This window comes from Streptomyces sp. NPDC107575, from assembly GCF_055657265.1.
This window is the reverse complement of the sequence record NZ_JBVKBG010000003.1, coordinates 113,598-129,052: the sequence shown is the minus strand read 5'-3', so window position 1 is coordinate 129,052 and position 15,455 is coordinate 113,598. Positions and strand designations below refer to the sequence as shown.

The following is a 15,455-nucleotide window of genomic DNA, read 5'->3' as shown; positions in this document are numbered from 1 at the left end:
TTGCCGCTGAAGTGCGGGGGACCCCTCACGACTCGTCGTCCTGGGCGTGCACGTCACCGATCGCGAGCACACGCACCGGTACCCCGTCGAGCGCTTCGGGGACGACGTCCTCCGCACGGAGCCGGTCGCGGGGCACTTTGCGGGTCACGAAGACGACGATGACGTCCTCGCCCGAGTGCTCGTCCTTCCCGGTCCCGACTCCGGTGACATTGGCCAGCCTCATCAGCCGGCTCTCATGGAGGCCGCGCGCCTGGCGTACGTCCATTCGGCTCGCCACCCCCCGAACTGTCTGCTGCCGTCTGTCTATTGCGGCACGGCAGGCCGGTCAAGGCGTTCTGCGTGAAATCTTGGGTTTGCGTCAAGGATGGGCGTGTTGACCTTCTTTACGAAGATTCCGGCGGGCGTCCGCGTGCCGCGTCACGTCCGCAGGTACGAGGCGCCGTTCAGGTCGAGGACGGTGCCGGATGCCCACTGCGCGGCGGGCGAGGCGAGCCACAGGACGGCCTCGGCGATCTCCTCGGCCGAGGCCACCCGGCCGAACGGGCTCTGCGCGCGGACCTCGTCGGTCAGCCGGTGCGCCACCCGCTCCGTCTCGATGAAGCCGGGCGCGATCGAGGCCACCCCGATGCCGTGCGGCGCGAGCGCCACCGCGAGGGACTGGCCGAGCGCGTGCACGGCCGCCTTCGTCGCACCGTACGCCGGGTGGTCCGGCTCGCCCTTGAAGGCGCCGCGCGAGCCGATGTTGACGATCCGGCCCGCCGTGCCCTGCGCGATCATGCGCTGGGCGGCGAGGTGGCTGAGGTGCGCGGTGCCGAGCAGGTTCACGGAGACATGGCTCTGCCACTGCCGCACCCACTCCTCGTACGGGGTGGTGGCCGGGGGATGCGGGGTGTTCACGGCCGCGTTGTTGACCAGGACGTCGAGGCCGCCGAGGCCGTCGCCGGCGCGCTCGACGACGTCCGCCGCGCCGTCGGGCGTGGCGATGTCGCCGCCGACGAGGACGTGCCCCTGGCCGGTGAGCGAGTCGAGCGTGGCCCGTGCCTCGTCCTCCCGCGAGCCGTAGTGCACCGCCACCCGGTCGCCGTTCGCCGCGAAGGCGCGGGCCAGCGCGCGGCCCAGGCCGCGCGAGGCCCCGGAGACGAGGACGCGGCGGTCGGACGGTTCCAGGTTCACGGAAGTCATGTAAGCGGGCCCCTCGGCGTCGGACGGTGTTCAACCGCCGTTTATACGCGAGCGAGAACGTATGGCCGAAAACAGGGCCCGTTCACTCTCATCGATCATCACGGGAGACAGCCAGCATGTCGCTCACTCGCAGGGACTTCACCAGACGATCCGCGGCCACCGGCGCCGGCATCGCACTCGCCGGGTCCGTCGGCTCCCTGGCCACCGCACCGAACGCCCTCGCGGCCACCGACGACGCCTCCGTCGACGTCCTCAAGGGCAGGGACAAGGGCATCGGCTACGGCCCGCTGGTCGACGACCCCGACGGCATCCTCGCGCTGCCCGAGGGCTTCTCGTACACGGTCATCACGTACTGCGGGAAGACCAAGCTGGAGTCCGGCGAGTTCACGCCCTCCAACCACGACGGCACCGCCACCTTCCCGGGCCCGCGCGGCGCCACGCTGCTCGTCAACAACCACGAGCTGGCGGGCGCCCGCGCCGACTGGCCGCACCCGGTGCCGCTGACCGAGGGCCTCGTCTACGACCCGATGGCGGCCGGCGGCTGCACCGTCGTCGAGGTGCGCCGCGGCGGCGAGGTCGCCGAGTGGGTCGGCATCGCCGGCACCGCCACCAACTGCGCGGGTGGGCACACCCCGTGGAACACCTGGCTGACCTGCGAGGAGACCGAGGACAAGGCCGGCAAGAACGGGTTCACCAAGGACCACGGCTACGTCTTCGAGGTCGACCCCGCCGACCGCCGCGCCAACCGGTCCCCGAAGCCCATCAAGGCGTTCGGCCGCTACGCCCACGAGGCCGTCGTCATCGACCCCAAGCGCGGCCACGCCTACCTCACCGAGGACGCCTCAGGGCCCAACGGCCTGCTCTACCGCTGGGTTCCGCCGAAGGGCTTCGAGCACGGCCGCGGCAAGCTGCGCACCCTCGCCGACGACGCGGGCGTGCTCCAGGCGACCCGCTGCTTCGACTCCGGCGGCCGCTTCGTCGACGACCTGTCGCGCGCCACGAAGATCGGCACGACGTACGGCGTGGACTGGGTCGACGTGCCCGACCGCGACGCCAAGTCGGTCTCCACGCGCAAGCAGTTCAAGGACGGCGAGATCACCCGCGCCCGCAAGCTGGAGGGCATGTGGTGGGGCGACGGCGGCGCCTACGTCGTCTCCTCGTACGCCCGCGAGGAGAGCCCGGTGGCGCACGACGGGGCCGTCTGGTTCTACGACCCCAAGCGCCGCACCCTCACCCTGAAGGTGCTGCTGGGCGTGAACCCGGACCCGTCGAAGGATGGTGCCTTCGACGGCCCGGACAACATCACCGTCTCGCCGTACGGCGGCCTGGTCATCGCCGAGGACGGCGAGGGCATCCAGCACCTGTTCGGCGCGACCGAGAAGGGCCGTACGTACCCGATTGCGCGCAACGAGCTGAACATCGGCACCGAGGCGGAGCCGGAGTACAGCGAGTTCACGGGCGTGACCTTCTCGCCCGACGGCTCGACCCTCTACGCCAACATCCAGACGCCCGGCATCATGGTGGCGATCAAGGGCCCCTGGAAGCGCCAGGGCTGAGGGCTCACTCGAGCGGGTCCACCGGCGGCGCCTCGCGCTCCGCGGCGATCCGGTGGACCCGCCCGCGCACCGCGTACCAGCCGATCGTCAGGCACACGGCGATCGGGACCAGCATCAGCACCGTGTCGCGGCCCGCGCCGTCCTTGTCGAACCACATCATCACGACGACGGCGAGCAGGAACGCGATCGTCGTCAGCTCGATCCACGGCGAGGCCCACAGCCGGAACGCGGGCCGGTGCACGACGCCCTCCCGCGCCCGCCGCACGAACACCAGGTGACAGAGCATGATCATCACCCAGGTGGAGATGACGCCGAGCGAGGAGACGTTCGTGACGATGGCGAACGCGTCCTCCGGCAGCCAGGCGTTGAGCGCGACCCCGAACAGCGCCACCGTCGCCGTCAGCATGATCCCGCCGTACGGGACGTGGCTGCCGCTCATCCGGGCCGTGAAGGAGGGGGCCGAGCCCGCCATCGACATCGAGCGCAGGATGCGGCCCGTGGTGTAGAGCCCGGAGTTGAGCGAGGACATGGCGGCGGTCAGCACCACCAGGTTCATGATGCCGCCGGCCGCAGGCACCCCGATCTTCGACAGGACGGTCACGAAGGGGCTCTCGCCCGCCGAGTACGCCGTCCAGGGCAGCAGCAGCGTCAGCATCACGACCGAGCCGACGTAGAAGATGCCGACACGCCACATGATCGAGTTCACGGCCTTCGGCACGACCTTCTCCGGCTCCGCGGTCTCGCCGGCCGTCACGCCGACCATCTCGACCGCCGCGTAGGCGAAGACCACCGTCTGCGTGATGAGGACGACGGGCAGCACGCCCAGCGGGAAGAAGCCGCCGTTGTCGCTGATGAGCGAGATGCCCGGGTCGTGGTTCCCGTCGACGGGCTCGCCCGTCACCAGGAAGAAGATCCCGATCAGCAGGAACAGGACCAGGGCCGCGACCTTCACGATGGCGAACCAGAACTCCATCTCACCGAAGCTCTTCACGGAGATGAGGTTGATGGTCAGCACGATCGCGAGGGCGACCGCGGCGAGCACCCACTGCGGGATCGTCGTGAACATCGACCAGTAGTGCACGTACAGGGCGACGGCGGTGATGTCGGCCATGCCGGCCGAGGACCAGTTCAGCACGTACATCCAGCCGGCCACGAACGCGCCCCGCTCGCCGAGGAACTCGCGCGCGTAGCTCACGAAGGAGCCCGAGGAGGGCCGGTGCACGACGAGTTCGCCCAGGGCCCGCACCACGAAGAAGGCGAACACGCCGCAGATCGCATAGGCGAACGCGAGGGCGGGTCCCGCCTTGGCGAGGTTGCCGCCGGCGCCGAGGAAGAGCCCCGTGCCGATCGCCCCACCGATCGCGATCATGCTGATGTGGCGGGGCTTGAGACTCTTGGCGTACCCGAGGTCACCGGCGTCGGCGACCCCCTCGGCGGTGATCGGGTCGTCCAGGTGGGGGTCTTCCCCGGCTGGTCCGGTTTGGTGCCCTTTGTGCATGTTCACGACGGGCACTCTCGCAAATTAAATGCCTGGCGTCGCAGCTACGCGCCGCAGGCGTGCGGGGGCGGGAAAAGTCCCGCACAAAAGTGGCCCGCAAAAGTCCCGGGTAAGGGAACGGTAAAGCGGAGTCGCTCGTTACCCCAGGCATGACCGCAATGACTCCCGGCTCGAACATCCCGCTCACCGCACAGCGCGTGACGGTGGACGTCACGGCGCCCGTGCGGCTCGACGTATCGGGCCTGCTGCTCACCGCCGACGGCAAGGTGCGCTCGGACGACGACTTCATCTTCTACAACCAGCCCTCGGGCCCCGGCGTGACGTACACGTCGGGCGGCGGTACCTCGCCGGACGCCATCACGGTGGACACGGCCGCCGTGCCGCCGGGCATCGAGAAGATCGTCGTCACCGCGAGCCCGGACGCCGAGGGCCAGTCGTTCCAGGGCGTCGAGCCGACGGCCACGATCCGCAGCGCGGACGACGGCTCGGTCCTCGCCACGTTCACGCCGCCGCAGCTCGGCGCGGAGACGGCGCTGGTGGTCATGGAGGTGTACCTGAGGAACGGCGCGTGGAAGGCCCGCGCGGTGGGCCAGGGGTATGCGAACGGGCTTGCGGGTATCGCCACGGACTTCGGGGTCTCGGTGGAGGAGCCGGCGGCCCCGGCCGCGGCGCCCGCCCCTGCCCCGCAGGCTCCGCCCGCCTCGATGCCCGCGCCGACGACGCCTCCGGTCGACCCGCGGATGGCCCCGCCCCCGCCGACCGCCGCACCGGCCGCTGCCGCGCCGGCAGCCGCAGCCGCCGCGCCCGCCCCGGCGCCCGGCTCCGGCAAGATCAACCTCGACAAGGGCCGCGTCTCCCTCCAGAAGAACCAGACGGTGTCCCTGGTCAAGGGCGGCAAGCCGCTCCTCTCGCAGGTCAAGATGGGCCTCGGCTGGGAGCCCGCGTACCGCGGCAAGGACATCGACCTCGACGCGTCGGTCATCGCGTACGGGCCGCAGCGCAATCACGTCGACAGCTGCTACTTCGGCAAGCTCTCCATCGTGGGCGGCGCGATCAAGCACTCCGGCGACAACCTCACGGGCGAGGGCGCGGGCGACGACGAGGTGATCGTCGTGGACCTGGGCCGCATCCCCCAGGAGGTCACGGGCCTGGTCTTCACCGTGAACTCGTTCACGGGCCAGAAGTTCACCGAGGTCGCCAAGGCGTACTGCCGCCTCATGGACGCGGCGACGGGCGAGGAGCTGGTCCGCTTCGACCTCACGAACGCGGAGGCGCAGACGGGCGTGATGATGGCCAAGCTCATCAAGCAGTTCTCCGGCGAGTGGGAGATGACGGCGATGGGCGAGTTCGTGAAGTCACGGACGGTGCGCGGAATGGTGAAGCCGGCGGCCAAGGCGCTGTAGGACGCGGGACGCGGGTGGGCTGTTGCGGATGCCAACAGTTCACCCGTATGGCGGTAATCGGGATATTCGCCGAGCCGTGCGCCGCGCCCCTCCATGGAGCCGCAAAGTCACTCCCACCAGGCACGTCGGCTACACCAAGTGAGATCCCTTGTTGCGAACTCCCCGGGTCCGGCGCGCGATGGACCCGAGGCACATGGCCCAAGCGGCGGCCACCAGCCGCCTCCATGTCCCGAAGGGAGTGATCACGCATGACGCAGAGCGAGATCAACAACCCGGATGCCCTTGTCGGGCTCACCGCCTATGACCGCACCGGGGAAAAGATCGGCAGCGTCGAGCGGGTCTACCTCGATGACAGGACCGGCAACGCCGACTGGGTGACGGTCAAGACGGGCCTCTTCGGCATGAAGGAGACCTTCGTGCCGCTGAAGGGTGCCACGCACGACACGGACCGGCTCAACGTGCGGTACACGAAGGAAGCGGTGAAGGACGCGCCGCGGGTCGACGCCGACCAGCACCTCGACGAGGCCGAGAAGAACGAGCTGTACACCCACTACGGCATGACCCGCCCCGCGGCGGGCGCGGCGGGCACCAACCAGCCCCAGCGGCCCGGCCAGGCCGACACCGGCCGGATGGGCACGGCGGGCACGGCCGGGTCGGCCGGTACGGCGGGCGCCGCCGGTATGGCCGGTGCGGGCGCGGGCGCCGCGGGCATGGCCGGTGCGGGCGCCGGTGAGCGCTCGGACGCCGGTCGGCACGCGGGTGCCGCCGCACGCGAGCCGGCCATGCGCTCCGGCCCCGGCGGCGACGGCAAGGCCGACGAGATGATCCGCTCCGAGGAGCGGCTGCGCGTCGGCGTCGAGGAGCAGGAGGTCGGCCACGCCCACCTGCGCAAGACGGTGGAGACGGAGAACGTCACCACGTCGGTGCCCGTCTCCCACGAGGAGGTCCGCGTCGTCCGCGAACCGATCCGCGAGGGCGACGGCGCGAAGGGCACGATCAGCGAGGCCGAGACCGAGGTGACGCTGCACGCGGAGCGTGCGGTCGTCCGCAAGGAGACCGTCCCGGTCGAGCGCGTCCGCCTGGAGACCGAGAAGGTCACGGAGACGAAGGAGGTCTCCGACACCGTCCGCAAGGAGAAGATCGAGTTCGACAACCCGAAGGACGACGGCATGCCCGGCGAGGGCCGGGGCCGTCGCGGGCCGCGGCACTGACCGCGGTGGACGGCGTGCGGGCCCGGCCGGAAGGCTCGGGCCCGCACCGCTGTCAGGGCACGACCACGATCTTCCGGCCCACGCCCGAGGCGAACTGGTCGAGCGCCTGCGGGTAGTTGTCGAGCGGCAGCCGGTCGCTGATGAAGACGGCCGGGTCGAGGACGCCGCCCGCGAAGAGCTCCGCCGCCCGCTCGTAGCTGTGCAGGACCGCCATCGAGCCGGTGATGGTGATCTCCTGGTTGTAGATGCGGTACGGGTCGATCTCCACCCGGGTCGCGTAGTCCGCGACGCCGAACTGGAGGAACGTGCCCGCCTTCGCGACCCGGCCGAGGCCGTCCTGGATCGCCGCCGCGTTGCCGGTCGCGTCGATGACGACGTCCCAGCCCGTGGGGCGCTCCAGCTCGTCCGGGTTCGCCGCGGACGCCGAGACGCCGAGGCGCTGGGCGGTCGCAAGCCGGTCCGGGTTGAGGTCGACGACATCGACCGAGGCCGCGCCCGTCCTCTTGGCCAGCTCCAGCATCATCAGGCCCATCGTGCCCGAGCCGTAGATCAGCACGTGCGAGCCGAGCCGCGACTGGAGGACGTCGTAGCCGCGCACCGCGCAGGACAGCGGCTCGATGAGCGCCGCGTCCTGCGTCTGTACGTGGTCGGGCAGCCGGACGCAGTTGGCGACCGGCGCGACGGCGTACTGGGCGGCGCCGCCCGCCGTCGAGACCCCGATCGCCGCCCACCGCTCGCACAGATTGCCCCGCCCGGCCCGGCAGTAGCGGCACTCGTGACAGTGCAGGGAGGGGTCGACCGCCACCCGGTCGCCGACCCTCAACTCCGTGACCTCACGCCCCACTTCGGCGATCGTGCCCGCGAACTCGTGGCCCGGCACCACCGGCAGCGTGGGGGCGAACTCGCCCTGCAGGATGTGCAGATCGGTGCCGCAGAGCCCGCAGGCCGCGACCTCGACGATCACGTCGCGGGGGCCAGGTGTCGGATCCGGCACCTCGCCGACGACGACCTTGCCCACCGATTCGACGATCGCGGCCTTCATGGACAACCTCCAAAGCACGTACGGGAGTTGTGACAGCTGCTCGCTTGGTTCACTTCACCGCGCCGAGGGACAGGCCCTGGACGAGCTTGTCCTGGGCGGCGAACCCTGCCGCGAGCACCGGCAGGGAGATCACGAGGGACGCGGCGCACACCTTCGCCAGGAACAGGCCCTGGCTCGTGATGAAGCCGGTCAGGAAGACGGGTGCGGTCTGGGCGACGACGCCGGTGAGCACCCGCGCGAAGAGGAGTTCGTTCCAGCTGAAGATGAAGCAGATGAGGGCGGTCGCGGCGATCCCCGGCAGGGCGATCGGGGCCACCACCCGCGTCAGGACCGTAGGAAGCCGCGCCCCGTCGATCTGCGCCGCCTCGATCACCGCGACCGGCACCTCGGCCAGGAACGACTGCATCATCCACACCGCGATCGGCAGGTTCATCGACGTGTAGAGAATGACGAGCAGCCAGATGTTGTCGAGGAAGCCGGTGTTCTTCGCGAAGAGATAGATCGGCAGCAGACCTGCCACCACCGGCAGCATCTTCGTGGACAGGAAGAAGAACAGGACGTCCGTCCACTTGCGGACCCGGCGGATCGACAGCGCGTACGCCGCCGGAAGCGCGAGCACCAGCACGAACAGCGTCGCCACGAGCGAGGCCACCGTCGAGTTGATGAGCGCGGGCCAGGGGCTCGCGCCGCCGTCCGCGCCGAAGAAGTCGCGGTAGCCGTCGAGGGTGAGCGCGGCGGCGAAGGAGGGCGGGTTGGTGGCGGCGTCCGCCTCCGAGTGGAAGGACGTCAGCGCCATCCAGGCGATCGGCAGGAAGAAGACGATGCCGGCCAGCCACGCGAGCAGCCCGAGTCCCTTGCTGCGCAGGAACGTTGAGAACGTCATCAGCGTGACACCTCCTCGCGGAACAGGGACGACACGACGCGCAGGGCGAACGTCGCGATGATGATCGAACCGATGACGACCAGGACGCCGGCCGCCGAGGCGAGACCGTTCTCGTGGGCCTGGTAGAAGGACTGGTAGACGGTGTAGGGCAGGTTGGCCGTGCCGAGGCCGCCGGACGTGATGGTGAAGACGGCGTCGAAGTTCTGCACGATGTAGATCGAGCCGAGCAGCGCGCCCAGCTCCAGATACCGGCGCAGGTGCGGCAGCGTGAGATGGCGGAAGATCTGCCAGGCTCCCGCGCCGTCCACGCGGGCGGCCTCGATCTGTTCGGCGGAGCGCGACTGCAGGCCCGCGAGCAGGATCAGCATCATGAACGGCGTCCACTGCCAGACGAGCGAGAGCTCCACCGCGAGCAGCGGGGTGTTCGAGATCCAGTCGGGCTGGGGCCCGCCCACGTAGTGCAACAGGCCGTTGAGCAGCCCGTATTCGGGGTTGTAGAGGACGTGCTTCCACAGCAGTGCCGCGGCGACCGGGACGATCAGGAACGGCGCGATCAGCAGCGTACGGACCAGGCCGCGGCCCTTGAAGCGCCGGTCGAGCAGCAGCGCGAGGGCGAGGCCGATGACCAGGCTCGCCACGACCACCGACACCGTCAGGACGATCGTGGTCAGGACCGACTTGCGCAGGTCGGGGTCGGTGAGGACCTCGGAGTAGTTGCCGAGTCCGGTGAAGTGCCGGGCGTCCGGGTACAGCGCGTTCCAGTCGAAGAACGAGATCACCAGCGTGGCCACGAACGGGAGTTGGGTGACCACGATCATGAAGATCAGGGCGGGAAGCAGCGGCGCGCGGGTCGCCCAGGCGCGCAGCCTGCTCGGCGTGTTCGGGGTGGCCGGCGCGCGGGTGGCAGGGGGCGCCGGAGCGGTCGTCGTGGTCATCGGCCCTCGTACTCCTTCGCGATCTCGGCGGCGAGCTTCTGGGACTTGGCGAGCGCCGTGTCGACCGACTGGCGTCCGGCGACGGCCGCGCTGATCTCCTGCGAGACCTTGGTGCCGAGGTCGGTGAACTCGGGGATGCCGACGAACTGGATGCCGGGCGCGGGCCGCGGCTGCACGCCCGGATCGCCGGGCCGCGCGTTCTCGATGGCGGCCTGCGTCTGGGCCTGGAAGGGCGCCGCCTCCTCGCGGTACTGCGGGATGTCGTACGTCGAGGCGCGCTTGCCGGCGGGCACATTGGCCCAGCCGAACTTCTCGCCGACGAGCTTCTCGTACTCCTTGCCGGACGCCCAGGAGATGAACTTCCAGGCCTTGTCCGGGTTGGGGGACGCCTTCTGCAGGCCCCAGGCCCAGGTGTAGAGCCAACCGCTGGACTTCGTCCTCTCGACGGGCGCCGATACGTAGCCGATCTTGCCCTTGACCGGGGACTTCGACGCTTCGAGGGAGCCCGCCGCGGACGTGGCGTCGTACCACATGGCGGTCTTGCCCTGGGTGAGGTTGTTGAGGCACTCGGCGAAGCCGGCCTGCGCGGCGCCGGACTCGCCGTGCTTGCGGACGAGATCGACGTAGAACTTGGTCGCGTCCTTGAAGCCCTTGTCGTCGAGGCGGGCCTTCCAGTCCTTGTCGAACCAGGTGCCGCCGAAGGTGTTCACGACCGTCGTCAGCGGTGCCATCGACTCGCCCCAGCCGGGCAGTCCGCGCAGGCAGATGCCCTTCATGCCCTTCTCCGCGCCGTCGACCTTCGCCGACAGGTCCGCGACCTGCTGCCAGGTCGGGTGCTCGGGCATCTTCAGGCCCTTCTTGGCGAAGACGTCCTTGCGGTACATGAGGAAGGACGACTCGCCGTAGAACGGTTCGCCGTACAGCTTGCCGTCGTCGCCGGTCAGCGACTCGCGCATGGGGGCGAGGATGTCCTTCTGGTCGAAGCCCTTGTCCTTGCTGACGTAGGGGCCGAGCGAGCGGAGCCAGCCGTTGCGGGCGTAGATCGGGATCTCGTAGTTGGAGAGCGTCGCGACGTCGTACTGGCCCGCCTGGTTGGCGAAGTCCTGGCTGATCTTGTCGCGGACGTCGTTCTCCGGCAGCACCGTGAAGTTCACCTTGATGCCGGTCTCCCGCGTGAAGTGCTTGGCGGTGAGTTTCTGCAGCTCGACCATCTGCGGGTTGTTGACCATCAGGACGTTGAGGGAGTCACCGCCGCTGCCGAGCCCGCCGGCGCCGGCCCAGCAGCCGGACAGGAGGGGGGTGAGCAGCGTCCCTGCGGCGGCCATCACGAGCAGGGGGCCCGGTGGCCTGCGTCGGCTCTGGGTTCGCATCGATGCTCCTGGACGTAAGGGATGAAGGGTGTGTACGGGGATGAAGCGGTACGTCGACGGGTGTGCGGAACCCGCCCGCGTACCGGGGAGTGGTGCGTGGGCGGATCAGACGCGGATGATCTGCGGCCCCATCAGCGAGTAGCGGTGGGCCTCGGACGCGGGCAGCTGGGTGCTGGTGACGATGGCCTCCAGCGCACCCACCGGGGCGAAGCGGCAGAAGCTGACCGCGCCGAACTTGGTGTGCACGCCCGCGAAGACGGTGCGCCGCGCCGCCCTGATGGCCTGCGACTTCACCTCGCTGACGGCCGGGTCCGGGGTGGTCAGGCCGTGCTCGCGGGAGATGCCGTTGGCGCCGATGTAGGCGAGGTCGACGACGAAGCCGGCGAGCATCTTCGACGTCCAGTGGTCCACGGTCGCGAGCGTGCCCGCGCGGACCCGGCCGCCGAGCAGGATCACGGTCGTGTTGTCGTTCTCCGCGAGCGTGCCCGCGGTGGCGAGGGAAGCGGTGACGACGGTCAACGGCCGCTCGCGCGGCAGCGCCTCGGCGATCAGCTGCGGCGTGAACCCCTCGTCGACGAAGACCGTCTCGGCGTCGCCCAGCAGCTCCGCGGCGGCCGAGGCGATCCGCCGCTTCTCCGGCACGTGCATCGTCGTGCGGAACGCCAGCGTCGTCTCGAACCCGGCGCTCTCCACCGGATACGCCCCGCCGTGCGTGCGCCGCACCAGGCCGTGGTCCTCAAGGGCCCGCAGATCGCGGCGCACGGTCTCCTTGGCGACCCCGAGCGCGTCCGCGAGCTCCGTGACGTCGACGGACCCGGAGTGCCGCGCCGCCCGCACGATCTCCCGCTGTCGTTCCTCCGCGCTCATGCCCGCCGACCTCCTCCGTGTCCGTCACTGCCCGTTCGGGCCCGGAAGGACCCGCACCGGAAGTTGTACCGGGGGTACGCCGAGGTGAACAGGCCTGGAGCGGGCCCGATGCCGCCCGTTCCTGCCCGTTTCGCAGGGCGCGCGGTCCGGCTCGGACCTGCGGGGGAGCGGGGGATCATGTGGGTTCGGGCGGGGCGGATGCCCGAACAAGGCGGCGGGCGGGCCCGTTCGGTGCCCGCCCGCCTGGAAGTGCCGCCCTCAGTGGGGCTTCGGCAGCGCTCAGTGGGGCCAGATCGGCGGGTCGTTCACGAAGCGGCCGCCCATGTACTGGTGCGCCGGGTTGTCGTCGCTGAGCGGACCGTGCTCGGCGAGCAGCTTCTCCGCGTACACCTCCGAGTCGTCCTGCGGCTCGTAGCCGAGGGCGCGGGCACTGGAGAGGTCCCACCAGACGCGGGTGTTGGCGGACGAGCCGTAGACGACCGTGTGGCCGACCTTCTCGGCGGTCAGGGCCGCGTGGAAGAGCCGGGCGCCGTCCGCGGGGCTCATCCACACCGACATCATGCGGACGTCCGTGGGCTCCTTGAAGCAGGAGCCGATGCGCACGGAGACGGTCTCGATGCCGTACTTGTCCCAGGCGAACTGGGCGAGGTCCTCGCCGAACGACTTCGACAGGCCGTAGTGCGTGTCGGGGCGGCGCGGCGTCTCCACCGGGACCAGCGGATCGCCGTCCTCCGCGCGCGGGCGCGGCGTGTAGCCGATCGCGTGGTTGGAGGAGGCGAAGACGACGCGGGGCGCGGTGCCGTCCGCGCGGGACGCGGCTTCCTCGCGCACGGCCTCGTACAGGTGGTACGTGCCCTTGATGTTGGAGTCGAGGATCTTCTCGAAGGTCGACTCCAGGGAGATCCCGGCGAGGTGCAGCACGCCGTCGACGCCGCGCACGGCCTCGCGCAGGGCGTCCGTGTCGTTCAGGTCGGCGACGATCGCGTCGGGCGCGTCCTCGATGGGGCGCACGTCGAGCAGGCGCAGCTCGTAGCCGTACTGGGGCAGCAGCTCCCGCATCAGGGTGCCGAGTCCGCCGGCCGCGCCGGTGAGCAGGATGGTGCGGGAACGGGAGGGGACTGGCATGCGTGTGATCTCCGGGTGCGTGAGCGGCATTCACATTCATGGACACGCTATGAAGCGCTCCCATGGCCAGTCAAGAGGCGTGCGCGCAGAGTGAGTTCGCGTGTTTTGCGTGCTTGACCGGCCGTCGGAGGCCGTCCTACCGTGGCATTGTTCAGAAATGTAAACGCGAATCACAAACGTGCACACCGTGCGGTGCGCACGTCCAGGGAGAGCTCGTGACCTCAGTCCCTCTCGCCGCTCGCCTCAGCATTCCCAGCGGGCCGCTGTTCTTCCCCGTCACCGCCTACGGATCCGACGGGACCGTGGACCTCGACACCTACCGCACCCATGTGGCGCGCGGCGTCGAGGCCGGGGCCGCCGCCGTGTTCGCCTGCTGCGGCACCGGGGAGTTCCACGCCCTCACGCCCGAGGAGTTCGAGGACTGCGTCGCCGCCGCGGTCGAGGCGACGGCTGGCCGGGTGCCCGTCGTCGCGGGCGCCGGATACGGCACCGCGCTCGCCGTCCGGTACGCGCGCGCGGCCGAACGCGCGGGCGCCGACGGGCTGTTGGCGATGCCGCCCTACCTCGTCGTCGCGGGACAGGAGGGGCTGCTCCGGCACTACACGGAGCTGGCCGACGCGACCTCCCTCGACACCGTCGTCTACCAGCGCGACAACGCCGTCTTCACCCCGGAGACCGTTGTCGCGCTCTCCCGCCACCCCAAGGTGATCGGCCTCAAGGACGGGCTCGGCGACCTGGACCTGATGCAGCGGATCGTCAGCGCCGTACGGACCGAAGGGGCGGCGGACTTCCTCTACTTCAACGGGCTCCCCACCGCCGAACTCACCGGCCTCGCCTACCGCGGCATCGGCATCACCCTCTACTCCTCCGCCGCCTTCGCCTTCGCGCCCGAGCTCGCGCAGGCCTTCCACAAGGCGCTGAACGCGGGCGACGACGCCACGGTCAACCGGCTCCTCGACGGCTTCTACCGGCCCCTCGTCGAACTCCGCAACCAGGGCCGCGGGTACGCGGTCTCCCTCGTGAAGGCGGGGGTGCGGCTCGGCGGGCTCGACGTCGGCGGGGTGCGGCCGCCGCTGCACGAACCGCGCGCGGAACACATCGACCGCCTCGTCGAACTCGTCGAGCAGGGCGCCAAGTTGCTGGAAGGAGCCGACGCGTGAGGACCTCCGCCTTCGTCTACCCCTGGGACGTCAACGGCGACCCGGACGCCGCACGCCGCATCGCCGACCTCGGCGTCCAGCAGGTCACACTCGCCGCCGCGTACCACTCCACACGCGCGCTCACGCCCCGCCATCCGCGCCACCGCATCGTGACGGCGGAACACGCGGCCGTGCTCTACCCACCCGACCAACAACGTTGGCAGGGGCGGGAATTGGCCCCGTACGAGGCCGGGGGCTGGGCTCCTGGCGACGCCTTCGGGGAAGCCGCCGAGGCCCTCGCGGGCGCGGGGCTCGACGTCCACACCTGGGTCGTGCTCGCCCACAACTCCCGGATGGGCGCCGAGCATCCGGACACCTCCGTCGTCAACGCCTACGGCGACCGCTATCCCTGGGCGCCGTGCATCGCGCAGCCCGCCACGCGCGCGTACCTCGTCGACCTGGCGGCGGAGGCGGCCACCCGGCCGGGCGCACGCGGCACCGAGCTGGAATCGCTCGGCTGGTACGGCCTCGCGCACCTGCACGCCCACGACAAGACCGGCGGCGTCGGACTCGGCGAGGCCGGGCAGTACCTGATGTCGCTGTGCTTCTGCCCCTCGTGCCGCGAGGGGTACGCCGAACACGGCCTGGATCCGGTCGAGTTGGCGGTGTCCGTGCGGTCGGCCCTGGACCCCGTGTGGCGGGGGAACGGGGCGGACGACGGCTGGGCGACGGTCGAGAAGCTGCTCGGCGCCGAGACCGCGGCGGCCACGCGCGCGTACCGCGACACCACGGCCCGCAGCCTCCAGGAAGCGGCCGTGGCGGCGGTCCGGGCCGCCGCCCCCGCCGGCTTCCAGGTGCTGTTGCACGCCGATCCGGTCTCGTACCACTGCGGCGCCAACGCCGGCGTCGACCCGGAGCACATCCTCTCCGTCGCCGACGGCGTCGTGGTGCCCTGTACGGGCGGCGCGGGCCTGGTGCGCCCGTTCGCGGAGCGGGAGAGGGGTGTCGTCGCCGCGAACCTCACCGTCGTGCGCGGCATGGGCGGCAGCCCCGCCACCCTCGCCGAGGACGCGCGCGCGGCACGTGACCTGGGCGCGACGCAGCTGCGGCTGTACCACGCGGGGCTCGCCTCGGACGGTGACCTCGCGGCGGTGGCGGGGGCGCTCGCGGAGCTCTGAAGGGCGGGCGGCGCAGGGGGGAGTGTGATGGGAGTGGATGATCAACTTCCGCAAGAAACATGGAAG

General features: G+C 70.7%; 14 protein-coding genes. 5 read left to right on the top strand and 9 right to left on the bottom strand.

Annotated features, from left to right (window positions below; translation table 11 throughout):
* Positions 1–25 precede the first annotated feature (25 nt).
* Complete coding sequence (locus ACZ7L4_RS13815) at positions 26–277, bottom strand: hypothetical protein (RefSeq protein ID WP_472102235.1); 252 nt, start codon at positions 275–277, stop codon at positions 26–28.
* A gap of 140 nt (positions 278–417) precedes the next feature.
* The gene (locus ACZ7L4_RS13810; RefSeq protein ID WP_472102233.1) at positions 418–1,182 is read right to left on the bottom strand and encodes an SDR family NAD(P)-dependent oxidoreductase; all 765 of its coding nucleotides are present in this window, start codon (positions 1,180–1,182) and stop codon (positions 418–420) included.
* A gap of 116 nt (positions 1,183–1,298) precedes the next feature.
* Between ACZ7L4_RS13810 and ACZ7L4_RS13805 the strand changes: the two genes are divergently transcribed.
* Positions 1,299–2,738, top strand: coding sequence for an alkaline phosphatase PhoX (locus tag ACZ7L4_RS13805; protein WP_472102231.1), 1,440 nt, complete (start codon positions 1,299–1,301; stop codon positions 2,736–2,738).
* Positions 2,739–2,742: 4 nt separating this feature from the next.
* Here the strand turns inward: ACZ7L4_RS13805 and ACZ7L4_RS13800 are convergent, their stop codons facing one another.
* Positions 2,743–4,236, bottom strand: coding sequence for an amino acid permease (locus ACZ7L4_RS13800; protein WP_472103988.1), 1,494 nt, complete (start codon positions 4,234–4,236; stop codon positions 2,743–2,745).
* A 158-nt stretch (positions 4,237–4,394) separates the two neighbouring features.
* On the opposite strand from ACZ7L4_RS13800, the gene ACZ7L4_RS13795 reads away from it, so the two are divergent.
* Positions 4,395–5,639, top strand: a complete 1,245-nt coding sequence (locus ACZ7L4_RS13795; RefSeq protein WP_472103986.1) for a TerD family protein — start codon at positions 4,395–4,397, stop codon at positions 5,637–5,639.
* 248 nt (positions 5,640–5,887) lie between these two features.
* Positions 5,888–6,850 carry a PRC and DUF2382 domain-containing protein gene (locus ACZ7L4_RS13790; protein WP_472102229.1) on the top strand — a complete coding sequence of 321 codons (963 nt, stop codon included), beginning with the start codon at positions 5,888–5,890 and terminating at the stop codon, positions 6,848–6,850.
* A gap of 52 nt (positions 6,851–6,902) precedes the next feature.
* Here ACZ7L4_RS13790 and ACZ7L4_RS13785 read toward each other — a convergent pair whose 3' ends face one another.
* The 6 genes from ACZ7L4_RS13785 to ACZ7L4_RS13760 all read right to left on the bottom strand — a co-directional run bounded on the left by ACZ7L4_RS13785 (position 6,903) and on the right by ACZ7L4_RS13760 (position 13,072).
* Positions 6,903–7,892 (bottom strand): zinc-dependent alcohol dehydrogenase family protein, encoded by a 990-nt coding sequence (locus tag ACZ7L4_RS13785; protein WP_472102227.1) that lies wholly within the window; start codon positions 7,890–7,892, stop codon positions 6,903–6,905.
* 49 nt (positions 7,893–7,941) lie between these two features.
* Positions 7,942–8,775, bottom strand: coding sequence for a carbohydrate ABC transporter permease (locus ACZ7L4_RS13780; protein WP_399232439.1), 834 nt, complete (start codon positions 8,773–8,775; stop codon positions 7,942–7,944).
* On the bottom strand, positions 8,775–9,710 hold the full coding sequence (locus ACZ7L4_RS13775; RefSeq protein WP_472102225.1) for a carbohydrate ABC transporter permease: 936 nt from the start codon (positions 9,708–9,710) through the stop codon (positions 8,775–8,777). The genes ACZ7L4_RS13780 and ACZ7L4_RS13775 overlap by 1 nt, the downstream gene beginning before the upstream one ends.
* Positions 9,707–11,080, bottom strand: coding sequence for an ABC transporter substrate-binding protein (locus tag ACZ7L4_RS13770; RefSeq protein ID WP_472102223.1), 1,374 nt, complete (start codon positions 11,078–11,080; stop codon positions 9,707–9,709). Before ACZ7L4_RS13770 ends, ACZ7L4_RS13775 begins: the two co-directional genes overlap by 4 nt.
* A 105-nt stretch (positions 11,081–11,185) precedes the next feature.
* Positions 11,186–11,947, bottom strand: coding sequence for a DeoR/GlpR family DNA-binding transcription regulator (locus tag ACZ7L4_RS13765; protein ID WP_472102221.1), 762 nt, complete (start codon positions 11,945–11,947; stop codon positions 11,186–11,188).
* A 279-nt stretch (positions 11,948–12,226) separates the two neighbouring features.
* Positions 12,227–13,072 carry an NAD-dependent epimerase/dehydratase family protein gene (locus tag ACZ7L4_RS13760; RefSeq protein ID WP_472102219.1) on the bottom strand — a complete coding sequence of 282 codons (846 nt, stop codon included), beginning with the start codon at positions 13,070–13,072 and terminating at the stop codon, positions 12,227–12,229.
* Positions 13,073–13,287: 215 nt separating this feature from the next.
* Here ACZ7L4_RS13760 and ACZ7L4_RS13755 point away from each other — a divergent pair, with 215 nt between their 5' ends.
* Together ACZ7L4_RS13755 and ACZ7L4_RS13750 are read left to right on the top strand one after the other, a co-directional pair.
* The gene (locus tag ACZ7L4_RS13755) at positions 13,288–14,232 is read left to right on the top strand and encodes a 5-dehydro-4-deoxyglucarate dehydratase (RefSeq protein ID WP_472102217.1); all 945 of its coding nucleotides are present in this window, start codon (positions 13,288–13,290) and stop codon (positions 14,230–14,232) included.
* Positions 14,229–15,389, top strand: coding sequence for a hypothetical protein (locus tag ACZ7L4_RS13750; protein WP_472102215.1), 1,161 nt, complete (start codon positions 14,229–14,231; stop codon positions 15,387–15,389). The genes ACZ7L4_RS13755 and ACZ7L4_RS13750 overlap by 4 nt, the downstream gene beginning before the upstream one ends.
* Positions 15,390–15,455: the final 66 nt, after the last annotated feature.

Coding starts and splice junctions, on each gene's coding strand:
- ACZ7L4_RS13800 (WP_472103988.1), bottom strand. CDS start 4,236: ATGCACAAAGGGCACCAAACCGGACCAGCCGGGGAAGACCCCCACCTG.
- ACZ7L4_RS13780 (WP_399232439.1), bottom strand. CDS start 8,775: ATGACGTTCTCAACGTTCCTGCGCAGCAAGGGACTCGGGCTGCTCGCG.
- ACZ7L4_RS13785 (WP_472102227.1), bottom strand. CDS start 7,892: ATGAAGGCCGCGATCGTCGAATCGGTGGGCAAGGTCGTCGTCGGCGAG.
- ACZ7L4_RS13765 (WP_472102221.1), bottom strand. CDS start 11,947: ATGAGCGCGGAGGAACGACAGCGGGAGATCGTGCGGGCGGCGCGGCAC.
- ACZ7L4_RS13790 (WP_472102229.1), top strand. CDS start 5,888: ATGACGCAGAGCGAGATCAACAACCCGGATGCCCTTGTCGGGCTCACC.
- ACZ7L4_RS13805 (WP_472102231.1), top strand. CDS start 1,299: ATGTCGCTCACTCGCAGGGACTTCACCAGACGATCCGCGGCCACCGGC.
- ACZ7L4_RS13760 (WP_472102219.1), bottom strand. CDS start 13,072: ATGCCAGTCCCCTCCCGTTCCCGCACCATCCTGCTCACCGGCGCGGCC.
- ACZ7L4_RS13795 (WP_472103986.1), top strand. CDS start 4,395: ATGACTCCCGGCTCGAACATCCCGCTCACCGCACAGCGCGTGACGGTG.
- ACZ7L4_RS13770 (WP_472102223.1), bottom strand. CDS start 11,080: ATGCGAACCCAGAGCCGACGCAGGCCACCGGGCCCCCTGCTCGTGATG.
- ACZ7L4_RS13810 (WP_472102233.1), bottom strand. CDS start 1,182: ATGACTTCCGTGAACCTGGAACCGTCCGACCGCCGCGTCCTCGTCTCC.
- ACZ7L4_RS13775 (WP_472102225.1), bottom strand. CDS start 9,710: ATGACCACGACGACCGCTCCGGCGCCCCCTGCCACCCGCGCGCCGGCC.